We start from the raw sequence: 25,672 nt of genomic DNA, 5'->3' as shown, positions 1-25,672 counted from the left end.
AATTACGACTATACGTATAGTCGTAATTAATAACGTACATGGTAACATAGTTAATTATACTATGTTCCGTGTATGGTAAAAAGTTGTTGACTCGTACTTGTTAGGGGTGTATGATGTTTGTGTTTCCCTGTATGATGTATTAACTAAAATAATGAGGTACTTTAGCCATGCCAGCACATAAATTAAAAATTGGTGAATTGATAACATCGCTTGTTAATGAAGCCAAAGAAATAGATAACTCTGAGATTCCTCAGAAAACTAAAACTCAATCATTTAAGCGATTAGCTACAAAATTTATTAATCAAATTTATGGTGACAGTAGAAAAAGAGAGGCTGATAAAATAGCACCATCAACAGCAAGACGTTATTTAACAAGGGCTAGGACTGCCGTAAAAGAATTCACAGGCATTCATCATAGGTTTGAAGTTGAGGTTGAGCGTATGGTTAAGAAGTACCCTGGTCACTCTCGCGTACTTAACGCTATAGTTAATTTATCGCCCGATGAAACACGTAAAGCAAAGAAAGAATTACTTGATTCTTTGCTTGATTCAAAGGAAGTATTAGCTTGTGTTGATGAATTAGACTTTAGTAAATCATCAATTAAAAATAGCATTAAAAAATTAGCGAATAAATACCCTGTATACGAAAGTGAAATACTGGCATTAAGCGGTCGTGACGTTCAGCAAGCAAAAAAAATACTGGTAAAAACATTGCGTGAAGCCTCACCACTTTATGATGATCTATCATCGCTTAAAGTTGACCATGAATTAATTGTTAACTTGGCTATGGACAAGTCAGACAAAGATTTAATGGCGAAAAAATCAAAAAACAAATTGTCTATCAAGAAAAACACTAAGGTTTATGTTGATTATCCTCGATACATGAATCAAGTGTTAGAGATTTTACAAAGAGAACCTGTTTCGTTTGGTGGTGACGTTAAAAATATAGCGCCTTTGGTTTTTGCTTTATGTGCAGCTACCGGTAGAAGACCAGTTGAAGTGTTGTTAACTGGTGGTTTTACCGCTAAAACAAAAAACACTTTGTTGTTTACTGGTCAAGCAAAGAAACGTGACGGTGATGATGATATTGAGCGTTTAATTTACTCTTTGGTTGACAGTAGAGTAGTTGCAGCTGCCTTTTCTGTACTGCGTTCTTCGTCTACGGTTAAAAAACTTGTTAGTGGAGAAGCAAAGGAAAATGATTATCGTGACGAAAACAGCCGGTTGTCTGGGAAAATATCACCACATTTAAGTGAGTTTGCTAAAAGCTTTTTCATTGACCCAAGGCGGGTGTTTAAAGATACCCGTGGTATTTATGGGCGCATATGTTACCAACGTTGGTATTTAACTGATCGCCGATGGGCTAATAAAGATGAAAATATTTTCTTTGCTGAGCTGTTTGGCCATTCTGATGTTAATTCTCAATCTCATTACATGCCATACCAACTTACAAACTTTAATGCTGATTACGAACCTAACACCGACGCTGTAAATGAACGTTGGGAAAAACTGTGTGAACTTGATGAAGATATGCCACCTTTAGCTAGGCTTGATGCTGCTGTTGAATTGCATAATACCGTAAAAGATATGGTGTTAGACGATCAGGCCATAGTGCTAACGCAAACTATGCTATCGACTAAAACTAAAAAATACCGTGGCACCATTAAGAACTATTTGATGGCCATTGGTGATTTAGCTTTACCTGGTGAACCTATAACAAACCAAAGTGATGAAGAACTGGTTGATATAGAGGTTGAAACCACGGCTGGCGTTGATAACGATAAAAAAATTAATACTGTTGGTAAAGTTAGCGCAAAAACTAAACCAGAAAAGCCGCGCATAAAAATAAACGACTTAGGTGATGATAATTGGACTGTAACTATTGGCTTGGGCGAGAGAACAGCAACTTTTAACTTACGAGCTGGCGATAAAATGACAGCGATGAAAACGGGCTACGACTTATTTACCGGTGACTTATTTGAATTTGAGGTGACTATTCCATATAAAGAAGGGCCACATTTTCAAGAGATTGTTTATGCTGCTAATGCCGATGAAGCTGAAAAATTTGCAGTAAATGGTGCTGGTTTAGATGGGTTTAAAGGGTTTTACAATAAAATAAAGGTGAACAAATTATGAGCCAAGATTTTGAGTTTGAAGGTGTTGTTATTTCTGGTGACGATTTAGATGTAATTCAAAAATCGGATGGTTTTCCTGCTTGCATGAACTTACTGACCACGAAGTACCAATTAGATAATGATTATGCTGAATACTTCTACATATCAATTAAAGAATTTATGTTTTCTCAAAAATATATAAAGATTGATTTTTGGCTACTACCTTGTTTAGTTCATGAAGATGAAGATTGGGTTACCAGTAGTGATTTAGCGAAGGAGTTAGGTTATTCAGACAGTAAAGGTGTAACACGTCTTTATAGTCGCTATAAAGATGAGTTTACTGACGATATGAGCATAGTGATTGAATTACCCAGTGACAAAAATAACAACTTAAAGGTCAAAACAAGGGTGTTTTCATTTGAGGGTTGTTGTTTTATTGGTGGGGTTTCTAGAGCCAATAAAGCACCTCTCTTTAGAAAGGCAATTTTAAACTGTATGCCTAAAGATGCTAACTTTATGGCGTTTCTTGCAAAACAAAAAACTTTAAATTAACCCGTAGGTGCGGTATTCTGTTTGTGAGGCTTCGAAACCTCTCTATAAGCGGATATCCGCACCCGACAGACACGCGGTTTTTTTGTGCCTGATTTTTACGGCACAACACCCACCGAATTATGTCGGGAGTGAGTGAATACAATACCCTTTAGGGAAATTAGCTCGCGGTATCTTATAGGCCGTTTCGAACCTCCTGACACCTCATTGGTGTTTGATAACCGAAAAAACTATAAGGAGGCATTTATGCCAACCACACAAACCACCCACATAGAACACCTATGTTTTAATAATACCCCTATTGCCGTTATTGAGCATAATAACGAACCTTGGTTTACCTCAGCTGAATTAGCGAAGGCACTTGGTTATAGCAGCCCAAAATCAATAACAACCATATATAACCGCAATGAAATTGAGTTTGATGACACTGATAGCACGGTCATCACTGTGATGACCAACGGTAATTTAGGGGGCTACAGGTCGATTCCGACGAGAATATTCTCTCAAGACGGCTGCAATGTTATTGCCATGCTAGCCAAAGGGCCACGCGCAATTGCTTTTAGACGCTGGGTTAAAAAAGTACTGCGAGATTTTCGCTTTCATGCGAACGGTACTAATGATATTGCAGAAGAAGAATTTAACAGTGATCATGGCACACCCGTTTATGAAGATTACCAACAGCATACAATAAGCGGCCACGAACCCGTGATAGTTCCACTAGAATTTAACGGACAAATGGTGCCTTTTACTTTTGACGGTGGGAAACTTTGGTTGAATTGCCACAATTTAGGATTAATACTAAAGCCTCAATCACCATCACCAGGTAAAGCTATTTATAATTTATGGCTTCGACTAAAAGATGATTTGCCTGAGGATGGCTGTAGATTAGCTACCTGGTCTAAGGTTGGCAGAACATCAGGCGAGCGTGTTTTTGACCTAGAAACATGCAAAGAAATTGCATTTTGGTCTGGGTATGATGACCATAGAATAGCCGCAGCGCTTTGGCTAAGGGAACTTGAAGAAAGTGCTGTTAGCAATAATTCAAACAAGTTACTGCCCTCTGACAATATAATAAAAGCCCGTGCATTAAATAACTTACTGTTAGAGCGAGAAACTGGGGATGCTTTACATATTCATGAGTTAATTAACCAATTCCTTATGCATTAATACAAAAACTCTCTTATTTAAAAGTAAAATGACTGATTTTATCATCAGCATTTTACTTTTTTTTTGCTTTTTTTTGTTAATTTTACTTGTATAGCCCTTTTTATACTCGAAAAAATTATACTTTGTGTTAGATTTATTTACTGTTTAAAAATACAGTGGTTTGTGCCTTTATTAAAAAAGTAAAACAAGGAGTGGCTTATGGTTTCATCATCAAAAAAAAATTTAGGGTGGTTACGAGAAAACTTAGATATATCACAACAAGAAATTGCGCAGCTTTTTAGCGTTAGTGAACAAGAGTGGAACAACTGGGAGTTGGGAGAAGGTTTAGCTGACTATAAACAAATTACCAAAGGTCTTTTGGTGTTGATTTATCAGGGCCATTTGCTGATTAACAAAAAAGATAGTAACGCACTATTAGGTTCACTGGGTAAAGTTAAGCATTTAAACGAAAAATTAGCTGAAACTGCAATAGGTCCAGACGTAACAATTCACCAATGTATTGAAGATGAAATTTTAACAGTGATCAAAAACATAAAATAAGGGCGCAAAAATACTACAATCGCTAAATTGCCTTGCTTTTATTTCTTTGTTTAGCGGTTTTTATCTAACAAACAGCCTGTAATTGTTGCTCATATTTTAATTTAGAAGAAAAGTATGAGCTTAACATGTCAATTTCCATGTCATTGTTAACAATATCAGTGATTGTTTCATCATCCAGCAAACTTATAGCCGATTCAAACTCGATACCCAACCCGTCAATAGCTCGTCTAACCGTTATAGCCAGTGCGTTTGAGCTCATTTTCGCGTAGTTCAATGTTTGGTGATCGGGTTTATCAATAACACTTATATCTATCGATAAACCTGATCGCTTAATATCCACCATATCAGTATCATATTGCAATGGCTCTAATGATGAGACCTCTTGAAGCTGTCGCGCCTGATAATAGCTCTGCATGACTTGCCAACTTTCTGGATTTATAAAAGTGACTCGTTTTCTTTCATTGCCCACAAGTTGTGACGATAGTTCAAGCCCACATTTAGCTAAGATATTTTTAATAAAGGTAGTGGCACACTTCTTTTTACGTGCCTGAGGATGAATATAAGCGCCTATCTTTGTTGTGTTATATAACATGATAGATTCAGTGCTTTCTAACAACGTATCACGAACCTGACGCATTTTATCGCCCGTGAAAGTGCCTTCACCTGTTGTTTTGTTTATGCCGAGCATATCAAAAACTTTATGCTGTAGTGTCATTTTTGCTGTTTTACGTTCTCGTGCACTAAATGAAACGTTGGTAGCAATTTCAGATATGTCGAATTTGTTTGCTTGTTCAATAGTCCCTTGAAGCAATTCAAAGTTTTTAACTTTGGTTATTCCTCGGTCATTATTAAATTCAATAGTTTCAGTTGTTACGCTTGAGCATAATTGTGTTTCAATATCGTAGCGTTTAAGTTGCGCCCGTTCTTCTACGCTAAGCAAGTCTTCTGTACGTAATCGCTCGGCGATATCTTTTTCAGGGGTCTCTTGAGTAAGTTGCAGCTCTAAGTCTATAGCTTTAGCTATTTCTCTGCCAAGTTTTCGCTGAGCACTACCGACTTCTTTATCTATTTCATTAGTAGCTAATCTTTCCAATTGATACTTATCACCCTGCAGTATTAGTAGCATATTGTTTGCAAAGTCGTTACGTGCTTTATTTTGTTTTGCTATTACGTTTATTCGCATGTCATCGAATTTAGTATATAGTCGGCCAAGGCGCATCATGCCATCAGACAGGTCAAGATTTAGGTTGATATCATCAGCTTTGATCATGCCGATTATAATTTCTTCTTTTGTTTCCGGGTATTGCGTATTTTGTTTGTTAAAACCGATAATAAATTCTTTAGCACAACGGTCTCGGCGTATCATTTGAATAGCATCGCTGGGCGCAACTGTGCCGCATAAAATAGCAAAGTGCTTAGTGAAATAACCCGATTCAAGCGAAACACCACTACTAATACAAGGCGAGTAGATTACTGCATCATACTGCTGCTGGTTAACAGCAACGTCAGGATTTTGGTTGAAGAAGTCAACATCAGCGTTACCTTTTGAATCTTGATAGATAAACAAAAAGCGCTTGGATGGGAATAGTTCTTTTAATCTTTCATACATTGACTTTCCGTTGGTAGCCGAATCGTTAGCGACCAACACTTTTTCATTGTTTTCAACTGAGGTAAATACCTGGTTAAAAACTTGATCACCATTGTCAGTATATTTAATTTTAATATCACTAAAGTCAGTATCTAATTCTACTACATGAATTATTTCACCCGGTCTTGCTTGCTCACACATTTCAATGACTTCATCGTTAGCGTCAGCGTCACATAAAATCACTTGATTAGAAGTGTTTTTTATCGTGTTGATCATGGCGCTGTAAACCATTTCTGGTTTGTCGCAAGCGCTGCCGTCCGCAACATGTCGTAATGTTTGAGCAGCCTCATCAAACGCTGAAAAATCTAGCTCTTGCAACAACGGGGCAAAAGATGGATTAGTTATTGAGTTAATACACAAAGCCATTTGCTCGACAGAACGTGCAAACACACCCATGCCATTACCTTTGAAATCTTGATAATTTTGCACTAAGTAATCATTAGATAATGGTCTGGTTAGTGAAGCTGGTGAAAAAGATTTACTAAAAATATGCTCAACGTGACTAAGTTCAACAGGTTTTAAGCTATTTATGTTGGGTTGAGTTCTATGCTTATTAAGATTACCTACACTTGATGCAATTAATGAAACACGGTGTGCAAAATATGCAGCTTTATCTGTATTAGCCATTAAAGGGCTAAGTAAGTGCTGAGTTTTACCAGAGCCCATCGGGGCCCTAACAACAACTGCGCCAGATAGGTTTTTAATATAAGAAAAAATTTCGGGTGTTATTCTGGTTTCATTAAACTTTTTATAGTTAATATGCGGCTTGCTTATCGCGTCTTTACTGAAAGAGCGAAACGCTTGGGCATTATTAACACGCTTGCCAATAATCCAGTTCAATCGACCCTGTAGTTCGTTAAAATAAGATACTTTATCAAACAAATGGTAAAGGTGTTTTATGTTGTGATCTATGCACCCAAGAATATCAGCAACACCATAGTGAATGGGGTATAACTGTACACCTTGTTGAATTGCTCTATTAACTAATTCAAATAATTTTTTGTTTTTATGGCCAACGGCAATATAACGAAGTTCACGACAAGTTTTGTCAAAAGGATTTTTCCCTGATGATTTAAACTTATTTCGCTGGGCTTTTAATTGTCGACGAACTTCATTTAAACCGGCTAAACAATGTAAGTCATTAAAATCGGTTGGTCGGTCATCTAATTCAAGGTTATTAAAAGTGTAATCTTCAAACAATGGCACTACTGATTTATAACCAAGTACATCAACAGCAAAACAAGATATTAATAAACCTGCGTTGCCTTTCCCTTGTTGATTTTTCCATTGGTCGTTATCAGCCAAGTGATTAATTTTTAATTCGTCGTTTTTCTCTTTAAAGAGCGATAAACACTTTTTTAAATTATTTGAGTTTATACCGACGATAACAGCACTTTTCTTTCGTGTATTAGCTATTTTATGATTGTGCATTGCTAGCATAGCGCTTGCACAAGTGGCAAAGCCCTCACCGGCATAAATAAAATCTTTATTTGCCGCGTTAATATCACCAATAATACAATGCGCACCATTGCTAAAATTAAAGCCTGGTGTGTTAAGTTTTGTGCCATCACTATAAATACGCTGAAGACCAACATACTCACCATTTATATCAACAAATCGAATAGCTAGGAATTCTTGGCCTCTTCGTTTTTGGCTATACTTGTCATCGAACTCAAGGCAAAGACGAACATCAATGTGTTGAACAATATCACCAACGTTTTTTGAAGCTAGGTAAGGATGGCTACCATCGTCATGGGGTGAACATTGAAAAAGTTCATTATACCTTTGATTTAAAAGGCTTTTTTCTTCTTCTTGTTGTATTTCTTTTTGTTTCGCTTCGCTTTGTTTAGCAATTAATGCTTTCTTTTTAGCATCACTTTCTCTTTGCCATTTTAGTCGTTCGTCATCAGTAATAGTGCCTTTATGCTCTTTATATAACTTAACCAAAAGAGATAAGCCAGACCAGCCACCAACATTACTACCCTTTAGAACAAAGTTAACAGTCGGATATTCAAAAGTATTATCGTCAGAGGTTCGCAAGTTACTGTATACAGCCGCACGACCCTTATATTTAGTATTAGATACGGAGACTCTACCGGTGAACTTGTCACTGTTATTGCCGCCCATTCTGCTCGGGTCTATGTCGTTACAAATTTCTGACCAAATAATATAAGCATTATCAGCCTCAAGAGATAGCTGGTTAAATGCTTCAGAGTGAGCCATTAATAAGCGCGGGTCAGAATTAAATTTGTCTTTATAGAATTGTTGCAAGCTCATCTTTTTCATAATGAACCTCCTAATGATTTAGCTAAAAACCAGAGGGGTGCGCAGGGTGCGCACCCTTGTTTAATTTTCGAAAAATTAGAGGGGTGCGCAGGGTGCGCACCCCCCTTTAAAAAGTTGTTTATTTTTGTTTTTGTTTTTATTTTTGTTTTATTAAAAACATTTTTTATAAAAGTTATTTTTTTAATATTTACGTTGAAAAAAATCATAATCAAAACTCGGTTTATTTTTTTAGTTTTAAAAATGTTTTTTTACAAAAGGTGGGTAGTGTTGCTTTTTATAGAAAAGTTTTTTATTATTGATAGGTAAATAAAAAAACTTAGCTATCCCGTAAAGGAAAAGCGCTACAAACGTATGGTAACTTTTGTAAAAAAACCTTTGTTTACAACAACTTGCGTTAGTTTTAGAGCTGTCACTCATTGATAAACTTCGCCACATTAAAGAAAAATTAAGATACCGTTTTCATGAACGGTATTTTTTTGTCTAAAATTTGGTGTTCAATAAGTAGCTATAAACAAATCTGTTTATTAAATAGTAATACAATCTATATTATTTTAGCCTGATTTTGCATGAATAAGCAAATAAGCTTGAAGTAATAATAAAAGTTATTTAGAAGAGTACATTGATCCGGTTATTTGTTCAACGATCATTTCAAGATGGTTCTACATTCAATCGCGCGACCTAGCAATGCAATTTCTTTGCTGCTGATCGAATTTGGAAGTTCAGGGTTAATTGTTTTTACAAAGTAAGTAGAGCCATCTTTAAATACTCGACGAAATAGAACATCTCCGTCTATTTCAACCACCATATCTTTATGGTCTTTATATTTTTTAGTCGCATCAAAAATAACAATACTATCTTCTGGGTAACTAACACCGACGTTGGTTCTCATTAACTCATTTGATAATTTAATCGCATATATTTTTTTACTTGGGTTCTCGCCATAAGGCAACGCCTCAATAACAGTAACATCTTCACCGTCCAGAAAAGACTTTACATCTTTAATATTGATCAACGGTATTGTAGCTTTGCTCTTATATAGCAATGTAGGCTCTTTGACTGCAAATTTAACACCCTGCCCCATGTCCTCAGTTAATTTATTGGGGTCTACGTTATAAGCCTTTAATAGCGGCAAAACAGTAAAAATGCCGGGGTTTTTAATAGCGTCCCGTTCTACCTTACCAATCTGCTGCTGAGAAACCACAAAACCTGTTTCACCCGATGCTTGAGTTTGATCCCAACCGAGTTCAGTTCTGTAAAATTCTAGGCATTGCCCAAGTGTTTTATTCATAAGCTTACAATTCTTTTAAAAAGTACATTTTGACATAAAAAAAATTTAGCTTCTCATATTTGATAAGCATAAAAGTTTATAGTATAGTGTACGCAAATATGATTAAAACGAACAAGCCAAATGAGACCTCTTCAAAAATGCAGAGATGCGCGTAATTTATCTTTACCAGCGTTAGAGAAACTACTAACAGGGGTTCATGGCGGCTCAAAGACTACGCTGTCGCGTCTTGAGACTAAACCTATTAATAATGTAAGCAAAGGTTTGCTTATTGCTCTAGTTGAAATATTTAAGAACCAAGGTTTAAAAACCGAGCACATAATTCAACCAGAGCATTATTCTGACTTCAGCGTTAATTATAGTCCCATTTCTGAGAAAAGTCCTTGTCAGAAGGCTGACATGGTATTTGATGAAGAAAAGGTATTAGTAAACATTACTAAACAATGGATAGAAAACACTTCTGCCACCTTGTCTACTTTTGCTGTAGAGCTTTATGAAAAACTAGCAGCTGACAGCTTTGTTAAAGAGCAGCCCGTTACGTCAAATGAATACACAACCTGGGAAAACACTGCTTTTAAAAGAATATCAAGAATATTAAACGGCGAGCATCCAATGCCGCTTTCGTGGAAGTATTACTGGCTTTCTTGTCTGCCTGAGAACATTAAACAGTTGGCCCTCAATGAAATGATGGCGAATTCTGGCTACATGTTAATTGCCCTGCCAAAAACCCAAAAAATAGATACTAAAAATGAATTAGCAAAAATTGATGTTATTAGCCATCAGTTTGCAGACGTTATTGGTAAGTCTAAACCTGCGCAAGATGGTGTTTATGATGACCGTGACGATGTTAAAGAAGTTCAATTGTTACAAGACAAGTTAATGGAGCTAGTTGCTGCCTGTTTACGAGAGCAAACCGTTATTTATAACAGTACAGGCATAACAAGCAAATTAGAGCAAATATGGGCGAATAGCCCGTTAAATAGATGAGGCTAGGGCATGTCACAAGAGCGATTGTTTATTTATTTACGCGAGCGAATCGAGTGGGCCTTTAATGCTGACGCGAAAAGTAGTGCTCTTGATGGAAATAACACAGTAAGTAGTGGCTTTGGCTCAAGATGTTTAGTGGCCCCGTGGGTTTTCTCACAAACTCCTTTTGTTAAAGCGGTAAACAAACTTGATGACCATGAGAAAACGTTAGTGAAATTTGTAGTGGGTTTGCCGGTAGAAGAGAAAGACGTGGTGAATATGATGGTACCAATTTGGTTTGCGTTTTATCAAAAATACCTCGCGTTTCACCGCTTAAACTCTTCAAGCTTTCCAAAAGCTCAACGCTTATTAGAGTTTGCCTTGATTAATTACAAGTTAAGTATTGCTCAACAAGCACCTATTAACAACCAACAAATAATGTCAGCTATTGGGGTAAGTGAAAGCAAGTATTCTCGCGATTGGAAACCACGAATGCTTGTGATGAACAGTGTAATAGCTGAAATAGAACATGTCGCTTTAAACAAAGTGATTAATTGTATTGATAACCAGAGACGAAAGCATGCGTAATTTTATTGTTTTACAAAACGGCGAACACCTAGACATGATCAATGCCAGCGGCAACGTAAAAGCACTGTGTGAAGCTGTTCAATTTGAGGGAATAACTGATTTTCACATGCATACGTTTGAAGGACTTTTGTTTGCCAAAATTGGCCGTGATATTTACATGGTTTTTGATTGTACTGACGGCCATGCACACCAATTAGCCGAAAGTATTATTAATGAAAAAAGAGTATCACCGGCAAAAAAGAAACGGGCATCACTAATTCCATCATTATTTAGGCTACCAATATTGCCAAGAATAACAGTAGAGGTGCCAAGTTATGTGGTTTAAAAACATGCAAATATTTAAGTTAACCCGTGCTAATTTCTTTTCACAGATAAACTTAGAATTATTACTAAGCGCTAACAAGTTTAGACAATGTGGCGCCACTGAAATTGAAACAACAGGGTGGGTTAGCGCTTTACCAGGCACTGAAAATTTAGTGCATAGCGTTGACAATAATAACTTTCAATTAATTCGTTATTGCAAAGAAACAAAAATATTACCTGCGGATTATGTTCGACGCGAAGTAGATAAAAAAGTAAAGGCAATTGAACTCGAACTCTGCAGAAAAGCAACTAAAAAAGAGAAAGAGAAATTTAAAGAAACACTAGTTTTTGACTGTTTGCCTGCTGCTTTTCCAACGCAAAAATACACTGAAATATATACAGATAACAAAAATCAATTATTAATCATTAATACAGGCACCAGAAGTGCAGCTGAAGATGTATTGGCTTTATTGAGAAAAAGCATTGGCACACTACCTGTTACTGATTACTTCACAAGTGAGCCATTACAGCAATGCCTGAACCATTGGATTGATGGACAAAGAGATGTTGAATCTAACTTTAAACTTGGCGGAAATGTTCAATTTTCAGAAAGCATGGACGCTCCCGCACAAGCAAAATTCACCAATGAAGTAGACATTCAAGCACCTTGCATTCGGTCATTTGTTACCGAAGAAGACCGAGACGTTAATTACCTAAGCGTTGAATTTGATGATGCATTCTTCTTCACTATTCACGCCAAAGGGTTCTTAAAAGGCGTTAAACCTTCTGATGTATTAAAAGAGCAAAACGACGACATTGATAGTGATGACCACCTAGCAAGAGTAGATGCTGATTTTGTTCTTTTTGCCAAAGAAATGGGGCGATTATTTAACGTGTTTGACAGTCTTAACATAACAGACCAGACAGAACGTGACGCTTTTGATGCTTCAACCATTAGTTACCCAGACATTAAATCGTTAGAAGAAGAGTTCAGTGATGAGATGCAAAAATTTGGCGTTGCAATAGAGCCAGCTTTTTTAGAGAAAAATAACAGTGGGGAAGATCAAGAGGCTGTAGCATGAAAGTAAAAACAATATGGAATTGGAAGTACATAATATTAACTGAATTAATAATCCTTACTGTAGAGATATTGTATTCATTTATGGTGTATTACTTTGATTTAAAAATCCTTCAAAATATATTTATTTATTCATTAATAGCCGCGATAACAACGCTTGCCTGTATGTGTAAATGGGATCTTTTTAAATTTCAAATAATCGAAGAAAACAAGGGGTAGCATGAAAAAAATAATTTACATATCAGGGCCTATGAGCGGCATAGAAAATCATAATGTCGACGCTTTTAATGAAGCACAAAGAAAGCTTGAAGAATTAGGCCATATTGTTTTAAACCCTGCAGTTAATCCGGCCGGTTTAACTTATCAGCAATACATGACAATAGATTTTGCCATGTTGTCGGTGTGTAACACTATTTATATGTTAATTGGCCATAAAAATAGCCCGGGTGCAAAAGCGGAGCTAGCGTATGCCAAAAGTTGTAATTTTAACGTTGTATATCAGTCTGCTTATGACTCAGTAGCATTGTTGGCTTTACAGCCTATTGAAGAGTTATCCACTGAAAATGTGGATAACTAATAACCACCGTAAGTTTAAACATTAACAAATGAACTAAATAAGGATTACGTATGTTCACACCACTATTACAAGCAAAGAAAAAAGAATTAGTGCAAATGCGAAAGGAATTAGAAATGAAATACCTCGCTTATGCTGATGCCTGTAGAGATTTAGGCAAAGAAGGCGAAAGAGAATATGAAACGTCAGTTAAAGAATACAACAAGTTACAAACTATTAGCTTAAATTAATTTTAAATGCTCTAGGGGGCGGTATGACAAATTTAGTAGGAAAAAAATCAGGACTTTTAACGGTTATGGCCGTTTCAAAACGAACAGGAAAGAATGGACAAACATATTGGCATTGCGCCTGTGAGTGCGGAAAAGAAAGTGAAGTGAGACAAGACAATTTTACATCAGGCCACACACTAAGCTGCGGTTGTAACCATAAAAAAGCAAACCCTTCTAAAAAGGTTCAGTTTGTCATTAGCAATAGACCAAGTGATCACCGAGCTGTGAGCGCTGATAAAAAACAAATAGGAAGAATGCGCCGACAAATTGAAACAATTAAAGAGATGCGTGATTTAGAACGCTCGTTCTCATTGTCGTTATAGAAATAGCGTGACAATTATGAATAACAAACGAAGGTCTGGAGATTTAACCGTGAAAAATTCGCACATGGCACTGGTTATGAGTATAGCTAGCGCAATTTCATTATTAGTTACTGAAAATGGGATATTTGCCTTAGGCTTTATTATTTTTATGTCAACAACCTACATTTGCCGTGCAATTGAAAAGTTAACAAAAATAAAAGAGGAAAAATCAGAATGGCATCTAAAAAGCCGACTTTAATTGAAGAGTTAAAAACCTTTAGTTTGTTGTTTTGTGATACTCAAATGTTTTTAAGTCAACGAAACAAGCCACTAAAAATAAAAGCAGTTAACCATAGCGCAGCAATGGATGTTTTTTTAGATGACTTTCAATCAGAAATGCTCAACCAAACTGTAATGACGTTCTGCTATGAAGAAATGGCTAGTCAGTTTGGTTATCTTTATTCAGTAACAAGCGAAAAATAAAAGGAAAACAACATGGCAGGTGTTAATAAAGTAATTATTTTGGGTCACTTAGGTAAAGACCCAGAGGTTCGGTTTCTGCCGAACGGCGGTGCTGTAGCAAATATATCCGTAGCAACATCAGACACATGGAAAGACAAACAAACTGGCGAACAAAAAGAAAAAACAGAATGGCACCGTGTTGTTTTGTTTGGCAAGTTAGCTGAAATTGCGGGTGAATACTTAAAAAAAGGGTCAAAAGTTTACCTTGAAGGTTCGTTGCAAACACGAAAATGGACCAACCCACAAGGGCAAGACCAATACACCACGGAAATTGTGTTGCAAGGTTTTAATGGTGTAATGCAAATGCTAGACAGTAAACCAAGCAATAACAGCCATGCACCAGCTCAAAATGGTGGGTTTCATCAACAACCAGTAAAAATGCACACGATAGAACCAAAGCATCCAAATGGCGTAACTAAAAACCTAGCAGAAATAAACGCTGAAAGGGCTGATGCACAAACTCAAGGCTACACGGTAACTAATTAATTATTAACCTCGCATTAAGGCGGCTAGCAACCGCCGCCGAATTTAAACTGAACGACTAGCCAACTGTTGCTAGTCCGACCTGAAAACCGTTGTTATGAGGATTTATTATGCAGAATATTGAGAGACATGTTTTATCGCAGTTAGAGAGTATTGATCACTGTACGTCTGGCTATATACATATGAAATTAAGAGAAATTAAAGATCTTGATTGGCTTGATATTCAGCCAAAAGATGTAAGCCAAAACCTACAAAAGTTAAAAAAATTAAATAAAGTAGAGCTTTATAAGCGCAGATTGTGGAGGGTTAAATCCTCATAACAGAAAACTACGAGGCGAATTTCTTCTCGTCCTCGTTAGTGATGTGTTATATTCATTCTGGCTGCGTTTATAGGTTGGCACGGTTTCCTAATAAAAAAGATGAAACGAATGTCAGAAGCTTTTCATTTTTGGTGCTTTATTTGGTAAGTTTTGATGCTATCATTTACCAAGATGTGAAAATTATATCTAGCAACTACACACTTAGTATTAGACGTTATGCATTAGCCAACAATAAAAACACGCCACGTTATGAGCGTGTTTTTTTATGTCATGAATATAAAGACAACGTTATTCGTCTTTAGGTAAATCACATTGTATTTTGGCTGCTGCCTTTTTTATCGCTTTCATGTGTCCAGCGCTGCTTTCCATTGAGCTTAGATAAACAGGCAGTGAAGACCTTGGTTTAACATCAACTTCAGCTAAAGATGCATGGTATCTGTTTGTAGAATAATTTGATTGATGACCGGTAAACTCTTCAATTAAGTCAGCACAAGAAACATCTTTGTATACAAGTGGCGATACATATTCAGCATTAGCAAATAAAGATAATAGCGCAAATATAGCGCCCGTTAGTTTTTTTAGCATTGTAATTCCTTTTGATTAATTGTGTTTCACGCCAATATTAACATTGTATTAATTTATTTCCACTTAGTTAAAGTTAACCACTCCCAACCTTTGCCCTAGCAATATTGTTAGGGCTTTTTTTTGCGTAAGAATAAATTATGAAACTGAGCTTTAATAAACTAATTGCGGCAGGCCTATCCACCGTGCTTGCGGTTGTCGGCTTCAATATCGCACAGCATGAAGGTGAAGAGTTCACAGGGTATTTAGATCCTGTTGGTGTTCAAACTACTTGTTATGGGCACACAGAAACAGCGGTTGTTGGTAAAGAATATACTGAAGATGAGTGTGTGGCGTTGTTGTCGCAAGACATTAATGAACATGACAAACAAATGATGAGCGTTATTACTGTTGAACTTTCACCAGGTGAGCACAGTGCTTATTTATCTTTTCATTACAATGTAGGTGCAGGTAACTTTAAAAACAGTACGTTATTACGTTATTTAAATAAAAACATGCGAGTAGAAGCTTGTAATGAATTGTCTCGTTGGGTTTATGCTAAAGGGCGCAAGCTTCAGGGGCTTGTTGAGCGACGAGAAAAAGAGCGTGAAATGTGCTTGGCTAATGTATCTGGTATAGCAGGTAATAGTAATGTTCAGCACTCTTTCTAACATTGAGCGTTTGATTGCTATTGGTATTCTGGCATATTCAGTTTTCATTAGTTACATAAACTTCATCAACCATAGCCAGTTAAAGTCAGCTAATTCAACGATAGAAAAGCAAGGTTTAGAGATAGAAAACGCCGCTATTCAGGCAGAGTATTTAATTCAAAGCGTTAATTTGTCAGAAGAAAGCAACGCCAAGTTATTAAAGGAACGTGCGTCACTTGCCAAAATCAATGAGCAATATAGCAAAGATATTCAGCTATTAAACTCTCAGCACATCGAATCACAACAACAAATAAAACAATTGAGGCAGTCGTCTAATGAAGCAACTAAAGCATGGGCTAATGATTGTGTTCCTGTTTCTGCTGTCAGCTTGCTCAAGTATGCTAGAGCCTCAGGTTGTAACCAGAACCGTAGTACAGACTAAATACGTTTATGTGATACCACCAGAGCATTTAATTAAAGAGTGTTCTATTACCCCAACCAATGTTGGTGATAATACAAGCCTACTAGATTATTCGAGATATCTTGAAAAGTCGGTAGATATTTGTAATACCGACATTAAAAAAATTCAACAATGGATCATCGATAATGATGGATAAACAAACTATTTCTAGCTATGTAGCAAGCATAGCTACTGCCGCCGGTGGATTCTTATCATTGAATGATGCTGCATTGGTTTTGGGTATTGTTTTTGCGGCGTTAACTTACTGGGTAACTAGAAGAACCCAACGAAACAAAATGAAAATAGATATAGAAAAACGCAAAGAAGATGCAGAGTTTCATAAAGCTAGAATGGCTTCGATAACTGAGCGAGAATGCATGCTGCCGACGCACCCAGAACAGTAACAACTTAATGTGGAGTGAGTGAAAGCTCACATCATCGACTGCTCAATTCGTTGAGCAGTCACCCTATCTGTCTGAGGTTTGATACCTGACTTCAATCAACTGTAGAACCTCTCCCCTTAGTAGGTCCCTACTTTTCAAACCTCAGACAAATGTGGTGACATTATGCATGAATTTAAAGTTAACGGTATTGATGATGCAATTAAAAGCCTCGATGCGTTAGAACGAGAGCAGTTACCATTTGCTTTAGCACTAACAGCAACGTGGACAGCTCAAGACGTACAAGCAGCAGAGAAGAAGGTGATTGCGAGTGTATTCGATAACCCATCACCTTATGTAATCAATAGTGTTCGAGTCAAAGCTGCAAAGAAAAACAATCCAATTGCGGCTGTTTGGGTTAATGATGGAAGCACCGGTAGCGGTGGCAATATTGCTGAAACCTTGTCAGCTGAAATATGGGGCGGTAAACGTAAGCCGAAAGGTTTTACTCGAGTAATGCGCAGCAAAGGAATTTTGAAAAGCGGACAATACTTAGTAGCTGCACCCAACGCTAAACGAAACCAATACGGAAATATATCTAAAGCTACTTTGAAAAAAGTTATTTCAGATCTTGAAAACCCTACAAGCAAAAAAGGAAGAATAAAATACTTCATGCTTGATGATGATAACGGGGTTAGTAGTGCTTGGAATAATGTCATTTGGAAGAAGCTTGGTAGAAATGACATGGAGCCGTTCTTGATGATTACCGACGAAGCACCTTCATACAAAAAACGATTACCGTTTTATGAAGTTGCGGAAAGGATCATTAACAAACAATTTCCAATTAACTTTGAGAAAGCGATGGACCGGGCAATCGCGACAAGCATTAGATAAGTTATCGATTATTCATGAAAATAGCCTTTCTTGCTCTATTTCGGTGCATTTTAATTCTGTTTTCATTTTTTTGGGTCCTCTCTGGCAAGTTCAACGCTGGAGGGTAATTCGAAGCTCGACGTTTTACGCGTTTGAAAAAATTTTTTTATTTCCGGTTCCGGTTCCGGTTGTTTTTTGTAAATTCTGAATCTCAAAATAATTGATGGTTGATGAGTGATGGCAACACAAGTTGAAATAGCTGAGCATTTATTTTTAAGTGATAAATGGGTTAGAGAGCTATTAAAACAAGGGGTTCTACCATCGTCAGGTGGTCGTGGAGGTTATGACTTAGATAAGTGTCGTGAGTCTTATATTGTTTATTTACGAGGTGTTAAAACAGGGCAGGTTGTCGGTCAAAACAAACCGGAACCGGACGAAGTTAGAGACGCAAAAATAAAACGTAAAACGTTAGAGACAAAACTACGAAAAGAAAATTATCAACTCAGTGTTTTAGAAAACAAATATCAGCCTTTAGCCGTCATCACAGAAACTTTACTTCGTGTTGCGCAAAGCATGTCTATTCAAAATGAATCTTTTTCAGCACAACTAAAACAAGTGTGGCCAGATATGCCACCTGAAGCCAAGGAAAAAATAGACGAATTTGTTGCAGAAAGGGCGAATGAAATTGCAGACATACGACCCGATATCTCAGACTTCAGAGAAAGCGATCTTGAGGGCGATAGCCATTGGCTTGAATCCATTGAGAATGGAGAAACCTAGCACAGGACAAAAGTGGCTAGATAAACATTTTTATTTACCACAGGGTTCTAGTCAAAAGCCGGGACGATGGAAAACCCAACCATCACAAATTGTACTTGCCAATATCATCGGTAACGATGCCGTTCGCGAAGTTTGCGTACAAAAGCCAGCGCGTTGGGGTTACTCAAAAATAGTCGCAGGAATGAACATGTACTTCGCTGCGCATAAAAAGCGTAGTGGCGTTTACTATGGGCCAACCGACCCTTACGTAAAAAGATTTGTTAAAACGGAAATAGATCCTCTACTTCCTGTAATGCCAGTTATCCAAGAAATATTTCCAGAATGGAAAAAAAAGGGTAGCGGTAAAAATAAAGATACTTACAAACATATTGGTGTTGCTCACTGGGATTACTTAGGTGCAGCTACATCGAACAACTTTATGGGGCTAACCAAGCAAGTTGTTATTCTCGATGAATCTAGTCGTATTGCTAGAGATGTCGATGGTGAAGGTTCAGTTCGCCATGTAGTTAAGCGTCGATTAGAGGGAGCAGCATTCCCTACTTTTGTAAACGGCTCATCACCAACTATTGACGGTGAAGACGATCTTCAAGTCATGATGGACGAAATGGACATAGTGCTAGAAATGCACTTGCCTTGTCCGCATTGCGACACAGAACAAACATTAAAGTGGGGTGGTAAAGACTGCGACTTTGGTATTTATTTTGACGATGAAGGCTCGCTTGAAGAACGTGCAGAAAGTGCTCGTTATGAATGTGAAAACCCGAATTGCCGTGAACATATCTCTTACAACCAACTAAAGCCAATGCAACTGCAAGGGCGCTGGGTATGTGAAAAAACAGGAATATGGACAGAAGACGGCATTGATTTTTATGGTAGTGATGGAAAAAAAATGAAAACACCTAAAAAGGTTGGTATCAAATGTAACGCACTCTACAGCTTAAACCTTACAGACGGTTGGTCTGGTCTTGTTCGAGAATGGCTAGACATAAAAGGCGATCCGTTAAAGCTTAAAGTATTCACCAATACAATATTGGGCGAGTTTTGGATTGAATTAAATACCAATAAAATTGATTGGGAAGTGCTATTCAATCGCCGTGAAGTATGGGTTGGTCGCGTACCAAGAGAAGCTGTTTACATTACAGCAGGGGTCGACACTCAAGGTCATGAAGGTAGCGCAAACAATCGATTAGAAGGTTACGTATACGCATGGGGAGCCAATGAAGAATCTTGGCTTATTGATAGCTGGGTAGTTTATGGCAACCTTGCCACCAATGAACCATGGGATGAAGCCATAGAATTACTTAACCAAAGCTATCAACATGCACTTGGTTTTGAAATGCCAATATCAACACTGTGTTGGGATTCGGGTGGTGGCTTTACAAGCCAAGTTCACGCAGCTTGCCGCAAAGGTGGGATTAAAAAATTCCTTCCAATTCGTGGCGCACCAAGTGGCGGTAAACCTATTGCTGACATGCCAAAGCGCGTAAACAAAAAACACAAAACCTATTTCTTTGAAGTAGGCACTGAAGCAGCCAAAGACACAATTTACGGTCGCTATCGTATTCAGCGTAATAAACCAGGTGAACCAACACCAGGCTATATTCATTTACCTGCTGACGATGAAATTTGTGACGAAAAAGCTGTTAAAGAATTTGTCGCAGAAACAAAGGTCATGAAATTTAAAAACGGCGTTAGAACCTCTTTTTGGGAATGCCCTAAACACGTATCTAACGAAGGAACCGATTGTGCTAACTATGCTCTTGCTGCTTTAAAAGCAAGTAAACAACGTAAGCGAATTAATTTAGAAGTGCTTTCAGCCAAACAACTTGGCACATCAATGCCAAAGTCTAAAAAAACCAAGAAACATAAAAAGGCCGGTTCATACGGCGGAGTCTAATGTCATATACCACAACTGATTTAATTGCTGTTCGCCAAGCAAAGTTAGACTTAACTAACGGCAAAAGAGTTAAGCGAGTAACTATCATGGGGCAAGTGATCGAATATGCAGATTGCACCATGGCAGATATGGTCAAGCTTGAAAATCAAATAACCAAAGCACTAAGACCTAAACGTATTAGACAGGTCTCTTTACATTACGACCGAGGTGTTTAGTGAAAAACACAAATAAACCTCGTATCAAAAAGATACCAAGTGGCGGTGGCATTGAACAAAACCAACGTTTAAAAGCCTATTACGAAGGTGCGAGCACTGGCCCTCGTATGAATAACAAAGGTTTACGTTCTTCAGGGCCAAATAGCGATGCCGAGCAAAGTCTAACTAAATTACGCAGCCGTTCTCGTCATGCCATAACTAATCACCCATTAGGCGTAACAGCCGCTAATGCTTATGTCGACAACCTCATTGGTAACGGCATTATTGCAAAATGGGAAGACCCTGAATTACAACGTTTATGGGATATCTGGCAAACCGAATGTGATGCAGACGGCAATGTAAATTTTCCGGGCATGGAAGCATTGGTTGCAAGAGTTGAGTTTAGCGACGGTGAAGCACTGGTTCGCAGAAGATGGCGCAGACCTAGTGACGGTTTAAGCGTTCCACTTCAAATAGAAATATTTGAAAGTGACCATTTGCCCGTAAATCTAACTGACATAGCAAAAGGCATTCGCTTAGGTATTCAAAAAAATACAATCGGTCAACGTACTCATTACCATGTTTACAAGCACCACCCAAGCGACTTACCAAGCGGCTTAAGTGTTAATGAAACTTACCCTATACCAGCAAGTGACATTATTCATTATTTTCAAGTATTACGACCAAAACAAGATCGCGGCATTCCGCATTTATCTACTATTTTATTGCGCATATATGAAATAGACGAAATGCAAGACGCAACACTCGTCAAACAAAAAACGGCTCAACTATTCGCATGGATTATTAAAAAACGGCAACAAGAATGGGATCCTGTAGTAGACGGTGAAACGGGCAATAACAATGGCGATATTGACTACGATGAAATAGTTAACGGTGAAGCCATCAAGAAAATCAAACCAGCGTCAGTTAATTACCTTGATGACGACGAAGATATTAGCTTTTCATCACCCGACGGCATTGGCCCTAACTACGTTGAATGGATTAAAACCGAACTTCGCTCAGTTGCTAAAGCCATCGGCCTTACTTATGAAATGTTAACCGGTGACTTAACCGACGTTAATTACTCAAGTATTCGTGCAGGCTTAGTTGAATTTCGTCGACGCATGGAGCGCTTGCAATATCACTTAATGATTTTCAAGTTTTGCCACCCCGTTGCTAAATGGTTTCTAGAAGCTGTTTGGATGCATCGCTTGGTTGCTTTACCCGAATATGAAACAAACCCACACCAATATTTACCAAAGTGGCAAACACCACGTTGGGATTGGGTTGACCCACTTAAAGACGTAATGGCCGACATTTTAGAAGTACGTGCAGGCTTTGATAGTCGCGCTAATAAAAACGCTGAACGTGGTCTTGATAGTGAAGATATCACCAAGCAATTAATAATAGAGCAGGGTGTTAAAACTGCTGAAGAACTCGTGCTTGATACCAACCCGGGCAAAGTAAATAAAGCCGGTACCGACCAAGGCGGCATGCAAGTGCTATCAGCCTCCGAATAAGTTAACAGGAAAATTAAAATGCCTAAAAATATAGAACCACTAATTAAATTTAACATGCATGAAGATGGTGCCAATGAAATTCTTATTTACGGAATTATTGGTGATAGCTATTGGGACGATGTAAATAGCCGAAGCTTTTTCGACCAAATGCAAGCGCTTGAAGGTGCTGATGTTACCGTGAGAATAAACAGTTACGGTGGTTCGGTTGTTGCAGGTACTGCAATCCACACCATGCTAGCACTACACAAAGGTAAAGTTACTGCGCAAATTGACGGTTATGCCATGAGTATGGCATCAGTTATTGCCATGGCTGCTGATGAAATTGTTATCAGTGAAATTGGTGGGTTTATGATCCACTCGCCTTGGTCTTATGCTGCTGGTAATGCGGATGAACTTCGCAAAGAAGCGTCGGTATTAGATGGAATGGAAACAAGCTTAATTAATGCTTACCACGCTAAAACGGGCATTGATAAAGAAGAGCTTGCTTTAATGCTAAAAGAAGAAACTTGGATTTATGCAGAAGAAGCAGTTGCCAAAGGTTTTGCTAATAGCACAATAAAGCCAGTTGAAGCGAACGCTTGCTTTAACAAAAGTATTGAATCTAAGCTTGAAAACATGCCTGAAGCGATGGCGCAATTTATCGCTCTTCACGAAGAATCAGAAGAAGAATCCACGGATGAAACTAGCGATTCAGAAGAAGAATCCACCGATGAAACTAGCGAGTCAGAAGAAGAAACCACGGAAGAAACCACCCCACCAGTAGATCCGGAAACACCTGTTGACCCTGTTGCTGTAGAACGTGCTCGTAGTAAATCAATAATGGCCGCTTGTCGTGCCGCTGGTAAACCTCATTTAGCTGAAAATTACATAGACAAAGGTTACGCCCTAGACATAGTGCAAGACCTGTTAACCGAAATTAAAGCTGCTCAAGAAGAAACCCCTCAACCGCAGCATTCAACAGTAACCCCAACCGCTACCAGTGAAAGCACCGACATTTGGTCGGCTGCACATAAACAAGCTGGTATTAAAACTAAATAGGAGAACTTGCCATGATCGAAGGCAAAAACCCGGGCGAGTATCTCGTTCATGAAGAAAGCTGCGACCTAAGTCGCGAAAAAGTAATACTAGCGTCAGGCAACTTGGTTGACGGTACCGTGCTTGGAAAAATTACAGCGTCAGGAAAGTTTGCTGTATTTAACCAAGATGCAACCAATGGCACAGAAGAAGCCGCAGGTATTTTACGCGGTAATACTGATGCATCATCAGCAGAACAGCCCGCTATTATTCACAACGCGTTAGCTAAAGTTCGTGATGAAAACCTCACATGGCCTAGCGACATTACTGGCCCAGAAAAAACAGCAGCTATCGCCCAGTTAGCAGCCTTACACATCAAAGTGCAGCTTTAAGCACTTCGATATTAAATTAGCAAAAAACAGGAAATAGTTATGTTATTAAACATTGTTGAAAACGACGCGTTTTCATTGGTATCTATGACAGATGCCATCAATAAAGTTGAGTTTGTACCCAACCAGCTCGGTGCTATGGGAATATTCTCTCCTGCGCCAATTCGTTCTAAAAGCTTAGTGATTGATGTTCGTGCAGGTGCCGTGAAAATGGTAGCAACCACAAGCCGCGGTGAGCCAATTGAATCTCGCGATAAACGTCGTAGAGCGCAATTAAAAAGCTTTCAAACAGGCCGTGTTGCAGTTAAAGATCGCGTTACTGCAGACGACTTAGCGTTTTTACGTGAATTTGGCACAGAAGATCAGCCTAAAGAATTAGGTACCGAAATTGCTTTACGCCAAAACCAAGACGGTAACGGCCTAATGGGTGATATCGACTTAACTAAAGAATTTATGCGCTTAGGTGCAATTCGTGGCAAATTGTACGACACGGATGGCTCTACCGTTATATACGATTACTTTGCAGAAATGGGGGTGACAGCACCATCAGTTTTAACGATGAATATGACCACATTAACAGGTGGTAAGTTTCGTACTGCAGTAGCGAATAGCGTGGTTCGTTATATGGAAAATAACGCTAAAGGTGCTCGATACAGTAAAGTTATTGCACTTTGTGGTACGGGTGCTTACGACAAGCTGCATGAAAATTCAGAATTCCGCGAAGCGCATTTAGCGCAAGTAAAAGCTAGTGAGTTATTAAACGATCACAGAACTGCTCCAACAAGTTTTGCAGGTGTTGAGTGGGTTGAATATCGCGGCACAGACGATGGCAGTACCGTTGACGTAGGTGAAAATGAAGTTATTTTTATTCCGGGCGGCATTGGCAATACTGTATTTAAAGAAGTACAAGCCCCCGGCGAGAAGTTCTCACACCTTGGACAAATGGGTAAGCCACATTATTCATGGTTAAAATGGGAAGAAGATGAAGATCCTTCATGGGTAGATATTCACGTAGCAAGCTACATGCTTATGCTAAATACTCGACCTGAAATGGTTCGACAAGCAACATTTACTACCTCGTAACCTAACAGTTTAGTAAATAAAGCAAGCCAAAAAGGCACCTAAAGCAGGTGCCTTTTTTGATCCTAACTATTAATCACATTGAGAATATTATGGCTAACGAAATGTCAGAAAAAGATTTAAGAGACGAACTCTTAAAAAATGATTTTACAGCGCCAACGTCATGGAATAAATCACGCTTAAAAAAAGAATTAGACAAAATTCTAAGTGACAAAGAATCTACTGAATCAGGTGAAAAAGCCACTGATGAATCTAGTGAATCGGAAGAAGAAACCACTGACGAATCTAGCGAATCGGAAGAAGAAACCACTGACGAATCTAGCGAATCGGAAGAAGAAACCACTGACGAATCTAGCGAATCGGAAGAAGAAACCACTGACGAATCTAGCGAATCAGAAGAAGAAACCACTGATGAATCTAGCGAATCAGAAGAAGAAACCACTGATGTAAAAGTTAGAGCAAAAATAGCGTTTAGCAATGAACGTTTAAAAATAAACGCCAAAGAAGGTGATACATCATTTGTCACACCTGAGGTTGCTAATTATTTAGTAAAAATTGACCGAACTTGTGAATACGTCAATGACTGACCCTTTCGCTAAAGCACTGGATGACATGTTAGCCATGCCTGTATTTGGCAAAGATGCAATATTTCATCCAGACATTGGCGCCTCATTCCCCTTACGCGTTATTTACGGGAAAGACCCCAACTTATTAAGTATGGGCAACTTTGAAATGCGCGACTACGAACACCAGTTTTTATGCCGTTCTGCTGACATACCTGATGGTCAACGACAAGCCGAAATAGAACTTGATGGTCGAATTTATTCCATTGCTGACATGCAAATAAAAGAGCCTGCAGCAATACTTTTTGGTGAATAACC

Annotated in this window: 33 protein-coding genes; 30 read left to right on the top strand and 3 right to left on the bottom strand. The window is 38.2% G+C overall.

What is annotated here, in order from left to right; genetic code table 11:
* The first annotated feature begins 167 nt into the window (after nt 1–167).
* The 4 genes from Q4503_RS16675 (at nt 168) to Q4503_RS16660 (ending at nt 4,369) form a co-directional block, all read left to right on the top strand.
* Complete coding sequence (locus Q4503_RS16675; RefSeq protein ID WP_303602968.1) at nt 168–2,135, top strand: protelomerase family protein; 1,968 nt, start codon at nt 168–170, stop codon at nt 2,133–2,135.
* Nucleotides 2,132–2,665 carry a hypothetical protein gene (locus Q4503_RS16670; RefSeq protein WP_303602967.1) on the top strand — a complete coding sequence of 178 codons (534 nt, stop codon included), beginning with the start codon at nt 2,132–2,134 and terminating at the stop codon, nt 2,663–2,665. The genes Q4503_RS16675 and Q4503_RS16670 overlap by 4 nt, the downstream gene beginning before the upstream one ends.
* Nucleotides 2,666–2,908: 243 nt before the next feature.
* Nucleotides 2,909–3,829: a BRO family protein gene (locus Q4503_RS16665; protein WP_303602966.1), complete on the top strand. Its 921-nt coding sequence runs from the start codon at nt 2,909–2,911 to the stop codon at nt 3,827–3,829.
* Nucleotides 3,830–4,027: 198 nt separating this feature from the next.
* Entirely contained in the window at nt 4,028–4,369 is a 342-nt protein-coding gene (locus Q4503_RS16660) for a DNA-binding transcriptional regulator (RefSeq protein WP_303602965.1), read from the top strand.
* 64 nt (nt 4,370–4,433) lie between these two features.
* Here Q4503_RS16660 and Q4503_RS16655 read toward each other — a convergent pair whose 3' ends face one another.
* Nucleotides 4,434–8,303, bottom strand: coding sequence for a plasmid replication protein, CyRepA1 family (locus Q4503_RS16655; protein WP_303602964.1), 3,870 nt, complete (start codon nt 8,301–8,303; stop codon nt 4,434–4,436).
* A 643-nt stretch (nt 8,304–8,946) separates the two neighbouring features.
* Nucleotides 8,947–9,591 carry a S24 family peptidase gene (locus tag Q4503_RS16650; protein ID WP_303602963.1) on the bottom strand — a complete coding sequence of 215 codons (645 nt, stop codon included), beginning with the start codon at nt 9,589–9,591 and terminating at the stop codon, nt 8,947–8,949.
* 120 nt (nt 9,592–9,711) lie between these two features.
* On the opposite strand from Q4503_RS16650, the gene Q4503_RS16645 reads away from it, so the two are divergent.
* From Q4503_RS16645 to Q4503_RS16590, 12 genes are all read left to right on the top strand, one after another.
* Nucleotides 9,712–10,575, top strand: coding sequence for a hypothetical protein (locus Q4503_RS16645; RefSeq protein ID WP_303602962.1), 864 nt, complete (start codon nt 9,712–9,714; stop codon nt 10,573–10,575).
* A gap of 9 nt (nt 10,576–10,584) precedes the next feature.
* Nucleotides 10,585–11,142 carry a bacteriophage antitermination protein Q gene (locus tag Q4503_RS16640; protein WP_303602961.1) on the top strand — a complete coding sequence of 186 codons (558 nt, stop codon included), beginning with the start codon at nt 10,585–10,587 and terminating at the stop codon, nt 11,140–11,142.
* The gene (locus Q4503_RS16635; protein ID WP_303602960.1) at nt 11,135–11,467 is read left to right on the top strand and encodes a hypothetical protein; all 333 of its coding nucleotides are present in this window, start codon (nt 11,135–11,137) and stop codon (nt 11,465–11,467) included. Before Q4503_RS16640 ends, Q4503_RS16635 begins: the two co-directional genes overlap by 8 nt.
* The gene (locus tag Q4503_RS16630; protein WP_303602959.1) at nt 11,457–12,527 is read left to right on the top strand and encodes a recombination-associated protein RdgC; all 1,071 of its coding nucleotides are present in this window, start codon (nt 11,457–11,459) and stop codon (nt 12,525–12,527) included. Before Q4503_RS16635 ends, Q4503_RS16630 begins: the two co-directional genes overlap by 11 nt.
* Nucleotides 12,528–12,743: 216 nt before the next feature.
* Complete coding sequence (locus Q4503_RS16625) at nt 12,744–13,100, top strand: DUF4406 domain-containing protein (protein ID WP_303602958.1); 357 nt, start codon at nt 12,744–12,746, stop codon at nt 13,098–13,100.
* Nucleotides 13,101–13,150: 50 nt separating this feature from the next.
* Nucleotides 13,151–13,327 carry a hypothetical protein gene (locus Q4503_RS16620; RefSeq protein ID WP_303602957.1) on the top strand — a complete coding sequence of 59 codons (177 nt, stop codon included), beginning with the start codon at nt 13,151–13,153 and terminating at the stop codon, nt 13,325–13,327.
* Nucleotides 13,328–13,350: 23 nt separating this feature from the next.
* The gene (locus tag Q4503_RS16615) at nt 13,351–13,689 is read left to right on the top strand and encodes a hypothetical protein (RefSeq protein ID WP_303602956.1); all 339 of its coding nucleotides are present in this window, start codon (nt 13,351–13,353) and stop codon (nt 13,687–13,689) included.
* Nucleotides 13,690–13,765: 76 nt separating this feature from the next.
* Nucleotides 13,766–13,927, top strand: coding sequence for a hypothetical protein (locus Q4503_RS16610; protein WP_303602955.1), 162 nt, complete (start codon nt 13,766–13,768; stop codon nt 13,925–13,927).
* Nucleotides 13,903–14,151 (top strand): hypothetical protein, encoded by a 249-nt coding sequence (locus Q4503_RS16605; protein ID WP_303602954.1) that lies wholly within the window; start codon nt 13,903–13,905, stop codon nt 14,149–14,151. Before Q4503_RS16610 ends, Q4503_RS16605 begins: the two co-directional genes overlap by 25 nt.
* A 12-nt stretch (nt 14,152–14,163) precedes the next feature.
* Entirely contained in the window at nt 14,164–14,676 is a 513-nt protein-coding gene (gene ssb, locus Q4503_RS16600; RefSeq protein ID WP_303602953.1) for a single-stranded DNA-binding protein, read from the top strand.
* A gap of 107 nt (nt 14,677–14,783) precedes the next feature.
* Entirely contained in the window at nt 14,784–14,993 is a 210-nt protein-coding gene (locus tag Q4503_RS16595; RefSeq protein WP_303602952.1) for a hypothetical protein, read from the top strand.
* A gap of 74 nt (nt 14,994–15,067) precedes the next feature.
* Nucleotides 15,068–15,295 (top strand): hypothetical protein, encoded by a 228-nt coding sequence (locus Q4503_RS16590; protein ID WP_303602951.1) that lies wholly within the window; start codon nt 15,068–15,070, stop codon nt 15,293–15,295.
* Here Q4503_RS16590 and Q4503_RS16585 read toward each other — a convergent pair.
* Complete coding sequence (locus Q4503_RS16585; RefSeq protein ID WP_303602950.1) at nt 15,282–15,578, bottom strand: hypothetical protein; 297 nt, start codon at nt 15,576–15,578, stop codon at nt 15,282–15,284. The two genes, Q4503_RS16590 and Q4503_RS16585, sit on opposite strands and share 14 nt — an antisense overlap.
* 137 nt (nt 15,579–15,715) lie before the next feature.
* Between Q4503_RS16585 and Q4503_RS16580 the strand changes: the two genes are divergently transcribed.
* The 14 genes from Q4503_RS16580 to Q4503_RS16515 all read left to right on the top strand — a co-directional run bounded on the left by Q4503_RS16580 (nt 15,716) and on the right by Q4503_RS16515 (nt 25,670).
* Nucleotides 15,716–16,225: a lysozyme gene (locus Q4503_RS16580; RefSeq protein ID WP_303602949.1), complete on the top strand. Its 510-nt coding sequence runs from the start codon at nt 15,716–15,718 to the stop codon at nt 16,223–16,225.
* Nucleotides 16,206–16,646 carry a hypothetical protein gene (locus tag Q4503_RS16575; protein WP_303602948.1) on the top strand — a complete coding sequence of 147 codons (441 nt, stop codon included), beginning with the start codon at nt 16,206–16,208 and terminating at the stop codon, nt 16,644–16,646. The genes Q4503_RS16580 and Q4503_RS16575 overlap by 20 nt, the downstream gene beginning before the upstream one ends.
* Before the next feature lie 10 nt (nt 16,647–16,656).
* Nucleotides 16,657–16,821: a hypothetical protein gene (locus tag Q4503_RS16570; RefSeq protein ID WP_303602947.1), complete on the top strand. Its 165-nt coding sequence runs from the start codon at nt 16,657–16,659 to the stop codon at nt 16,819–16,821.
* A complete protein-coding gene (locus Q4503_RS16565) occupies nt 16,811–17,068 on the top strand; it encodes an HP1 family phage holin (RefSeq protein ID WP_303602946.1) in 258 nt (85 codons plus the stop codon). The genes Q4503_RS16570 and Q4503_RS16565 overlap by 11 nt, the downstream gene beginning before the upstream one ends.
* Before the next feature lie 162 nt (nt 17,069–17,230).
* Nucleotides 17,231–17,938, top strand: coding sequence for a phage tail protein (locus Q4503_RS16560; RefSeq protein ID WP_303602945.1), 708 nt, complete (start codon nt 17,231–17,233; stop codon nt 17,936–17,938).
* Between the two features lie 213 nt (nt 17,939–18,151).
* A complete protein-coding gene (locus Q4503_RS16555) occupies nt 18,152–18,697 on the top strand; it encodes a hypothetical protein (protein WP_303602944.1) in 546 nt (181 codons plus the stop codon).
* The gene (locus Q4503_RS16550) at nt 18,669–20,594 is read left to right on the top strand and encodes a terminase gpA endonuclease subunit (protein ID WP_303602943.1); all 1,926 of its coding nucleotides are present in this window, start codon (nt 18,669–18,671) and stop codon (nt 20,592–20,594) included. Before Q4503_RS16555 ends, Q4503_RS16550 begins: the two co-directional genes overlap by 29 nt.
* Entirely contained in the window at nt 20,594–20,809 is a 216-nt protein-coding gene (locus Q4503_RS16545) for a hypothetical protein (RefSeq protein ID WP_303602942.1), read from the top strand. Before Q4503_RS16550 ends, Q4503_RS16545 begins: the two co-directional genes overlap by 1 nt.
* The gene (locus Q4503_RS16540; protein WP_303602941.1) at nt 20,809–22,308 is read left to right on the top strand and encodes a phage portal protein; all 1,500 of its coding nucleotides are present in this window, start codon (nt 20,809–20,811) and stop codon (nt 22,306–22,308) included. The genes Q4503_RS16545 and Q4503_RS16540 overlap by 1 nt, the downstream gene beginning before the upstream one ends.
* A gap of 18 nt (nt 22,309–22,326) precedes the next feature.
* Nucleotides 22,327–23,346 (top strand): head maturation protease, ClpP-related, encoded by a 1,020-nt coding sequence (locus tag Q4503_RS16535; RefSeq protein WP_303602940.1) that lies wholly within the window; start codon nt 22,327–22,329, stop codon nt 23,344–23,346.
* Nucleotides 23,347–23,357: 11 nt separating this feature from the next.
* Nucleotides 23,358–23,714, top strand: coding sequence for a head decoration protein (locus tag Q4503_RS16530; protein WP_303602939.1), 357 nt, complete (start codon nt 23,358–23,360; stop codon nt 23,712–23,714).
* 39 nt (nt 23,715–23,753) lie between these two features.
* Entirely contained in the window at nt 23,754–24,794 is a 1,041-nt protein-coding gene (locus Q4503_RS16525) for a major capsid protein (RefSeq protein ID WP_303602938.1), read from the top strand.
* Nucleotides 24,795–24,883: 89 nt separating this feature from the next.
* Nucleotides 24,884–25,378: a hypothetical protein gene (locus tag Q4503_RS16520; RefSeq protein ID WP_303602937.1), complete on the top strand. Its 495-nt coding sequence runs from the start codon at nt 24,884–24,886 to the stop codon at nt 25,376–25,378.
* Nucleotides 25,371–25,670: a hypothetical protein gene (locus tag Q4503_RS16515; protein ID WP_303602936.1), complete on the top strand. Its 300-nt coding sequence runs from the start codon at nt 25,371–25,373 to the stop codon at nt 25,668–25,670. The genes Q4503_RS16520 and Q4503_RS16515 overlap by 8 nt, the downstream gene beginning before the upstream one ends.
* Nucleotides 25,671–25,672: the final 2 nt, after the last annotated feature.

The organism is Colwellia sp. 6_MG-2023, assembly GCF_030547765.1.
Classification (GTDB): Bacteria; Pseudomonadota; Gammaproteobacteria; order Enterobacterales; family Alteromonadaceae; genus Colwellia.
Note: the sequence above shows the minus strand (reverse complement) of the source record. Positions and strands in the feature narration are given on the sequence as shown.

What these genes read in the sequence shown, in the direction of transcription:
- Q4503_RS16675 (WP_303602968.1), top strand. Translation starts at nt 168, where the DNA reads ATGCCAGCACATAAATTAAAAATTGGTGAATTGATAACATCGCTTGTT.
- Q4503_RS16670 (WP_303602967.1), top strand. Translation starts at nt 2,132, where the DNA reads ATGAGCCAAGATTTTGAGTTTGAAGGTGTTGTTATTTCTGGTGACGAT.
- Q4503_RS16665 (WP_303602966.1), top strand. Translation starts at nt 2,909, where the DNA reads ATGCCAACCACACAAACCACCCACATAGAACACCTATGTTTTAATAAT.
- Q4503_RS16660 (WP_303602965.1), top strand. Translation starts at nt 4,028, where the DNA reads ATGGTTTCATCATCAAAAAAAAATTTAGGGTGGTTACGAGAAAACTTA.
- Q4503_RS16655 (WP_303602964.1), bottom strand. Translation starts at nt 8,303, where the DNA reads ATGAAAAAGATGAGCTTGCAACAATTCTATAAAGACAAATTTAATTCT.
- Q4503_RS16650 (WP_303602963.1), bottom strand. Translation starts at nt 9,591, where the DNA reads ATGAATAAAACACTTGGGCAATGCCTAGAATTTTACAGAACTGAACTC.
- Q4503_RS16645 (WP_303602962.1), top strand. Translation starts at nt 9,712, where the DNA reads ATGAGACCTCTTCAAAAATGCAGAGATGCGCGTAATTTATCTTTACCA.
- Q4503_RS16640 (WP_303602961.1), top strand. Translation starts at nt 10,585, where the DNA reads ATGTCACAAGAGCGATTGTTTATTTATTTACGCGAGCGAATCGAGTGG.
- Q4503_RS16635 (WP_303602960.1), top strand. Translation starts at nt 11,135, where the DNA reads ATGCGTAATTTTATTGTTTTACAAAACGGCGAACACCTAGACATGATC.
- Q4503_RS16630 (WP_303602959.1), top strand. Translation starts at nt 11,457, where the DNA reads ATGTGGTTTAAAAACATGCAAATATTTAAGTTAACCCGTGCTAATTTC.
- Q4503_RS16625 (WP_303602958.1), top strand. Translation starts at nt 12,744, where the DNA reads ATGAAAAAAATAATTTACATATCAGGGCCTATGAGCGGCATAGAAAAT.
- Q4503_RS16620 (WP_303602957.1), top strand. Translation starts at nt 13,151, where the DNA reads ATGTTCACACCACTATTACAAGCAAAGAAAAAAGAATTAGTGCAAATG.
- Q4503_RS16615 (WP_303602956.1), top strand. Translation starts at nt 13,351, where the DNA reads ATGACAAATTTAGTAGGAAAAAAATCAGGACTTTTAACGGTTATGGCC.
- Q4503_RS16610 (WP_303602955.1), top strand. Translation starts at nt 13,766, where the DNA reads ATGAGTATAGCTAGCGCAATTTCATTATTAGTTACTGAAAATGGGATA.
- Q4503_RS16605 (WP_303602954.1), top strand. Translation starts at nt 13,903, where the DNA reads ATGGCATCTAAAAAGCCGACTTTAATTGAAGAGTTAAAAACCTTTAGT.
- ssb (WP_303602953.1), top strand. Translation starts at nt 14,164, where the DNA reads ATGGCAGGTGTTAATAAAGTAATTATTTTGGGTCACTTAGGTAAAGAC.
- Q4503_RS16595 (WP_303602952.1), top strand. Translation starts at nt 14,784, where the DNA reads ATGCAGAATATTGAGAGACATGTTTTATCGCAGTTAGAGAGTATTGAT.
- Q4503_RS16585 (WP_303602950.1), bottom strand. Translation starts at nt 15,578, where the DNA reads ATGCTAAAAAAACTAACGGGCGCTATATTTGCGCTATTATCTTTATTT.
- Q4503_RS16580 (WP_303602949.1), top strand. Translation starts at nt 15,716, where the DNA reads ATGAAACTGAGCTTTAATAAACTAATTGCGGCAGGCCTATCCACCGTG.
- Q4503_RS16575 (WP_303602948.1), top strand. Translation starts at nt 16,206, where the DNA reads ATGTTCAGCACTCTTTCTAACATTGAGCGTTTGATTGCTATTGGTATT.
- Q4503_RS16565 (WP_303602946.1), top strand. Translation starts at nt 16,811, where the DNA reads ATGATGGATAAACAAACTATTTCTAGCTATGTAGCAAGCATAGCTACT.
- Q4503_RS16560 (WP_303602945.1), top strand. Translation starts at nt 17,231, where the DNA reads ATGCATGAATTTAAAGTTAACGGTATTGATGATGCAATTAAAAGCCTC.
- Q4503_RS16545 (WP_303602942.1), top strand. Translation starts at nt 20,594, where the DNA reads ATGTCATATACCACAACTGATTTAATTGCTGTTCGCCAAGCAAAGTTA.
- Q4503_RS16535 (WP_303602940.1), top strand. Translation starts at nt 22,327, where the DNA reads ATGCCTAAAAATATAGAACCACTAATTAAATTTAACATGCATGAAGAT.
- Q4503_RS16530 (WP_303602939.1), top strand. Translation starts at nt 23,358, where the DNA reads ATGATCGAAGGCAAAAACCCGGGCGAGTATCTCGTTCATGAAGAAAGC.
- Q4503_RS16525 (WP_303602938.1), top strand. Translation starts at nt 23,754, where the DNA reads ATGTTATTAAACATTGTTGAAAACGACGCGTTTTCATTGGTATCTATG.
- Q4503_RS16520 (WP_303602937.1), top strand. Translation starts at nt 24,884, where the DNA reads ATGGCTAACGAAATGTCAGAAAAAGATTTAAGAGACGAACTCTTAAAA.
- Q4503_RS16515 (WP_303602936.1), top strand. Translation starts at nt 25,371, where the DNA reads ATGACTGACCCTTTCGCTAAAGCACTGGATGACATGTTAGCCATGCCT.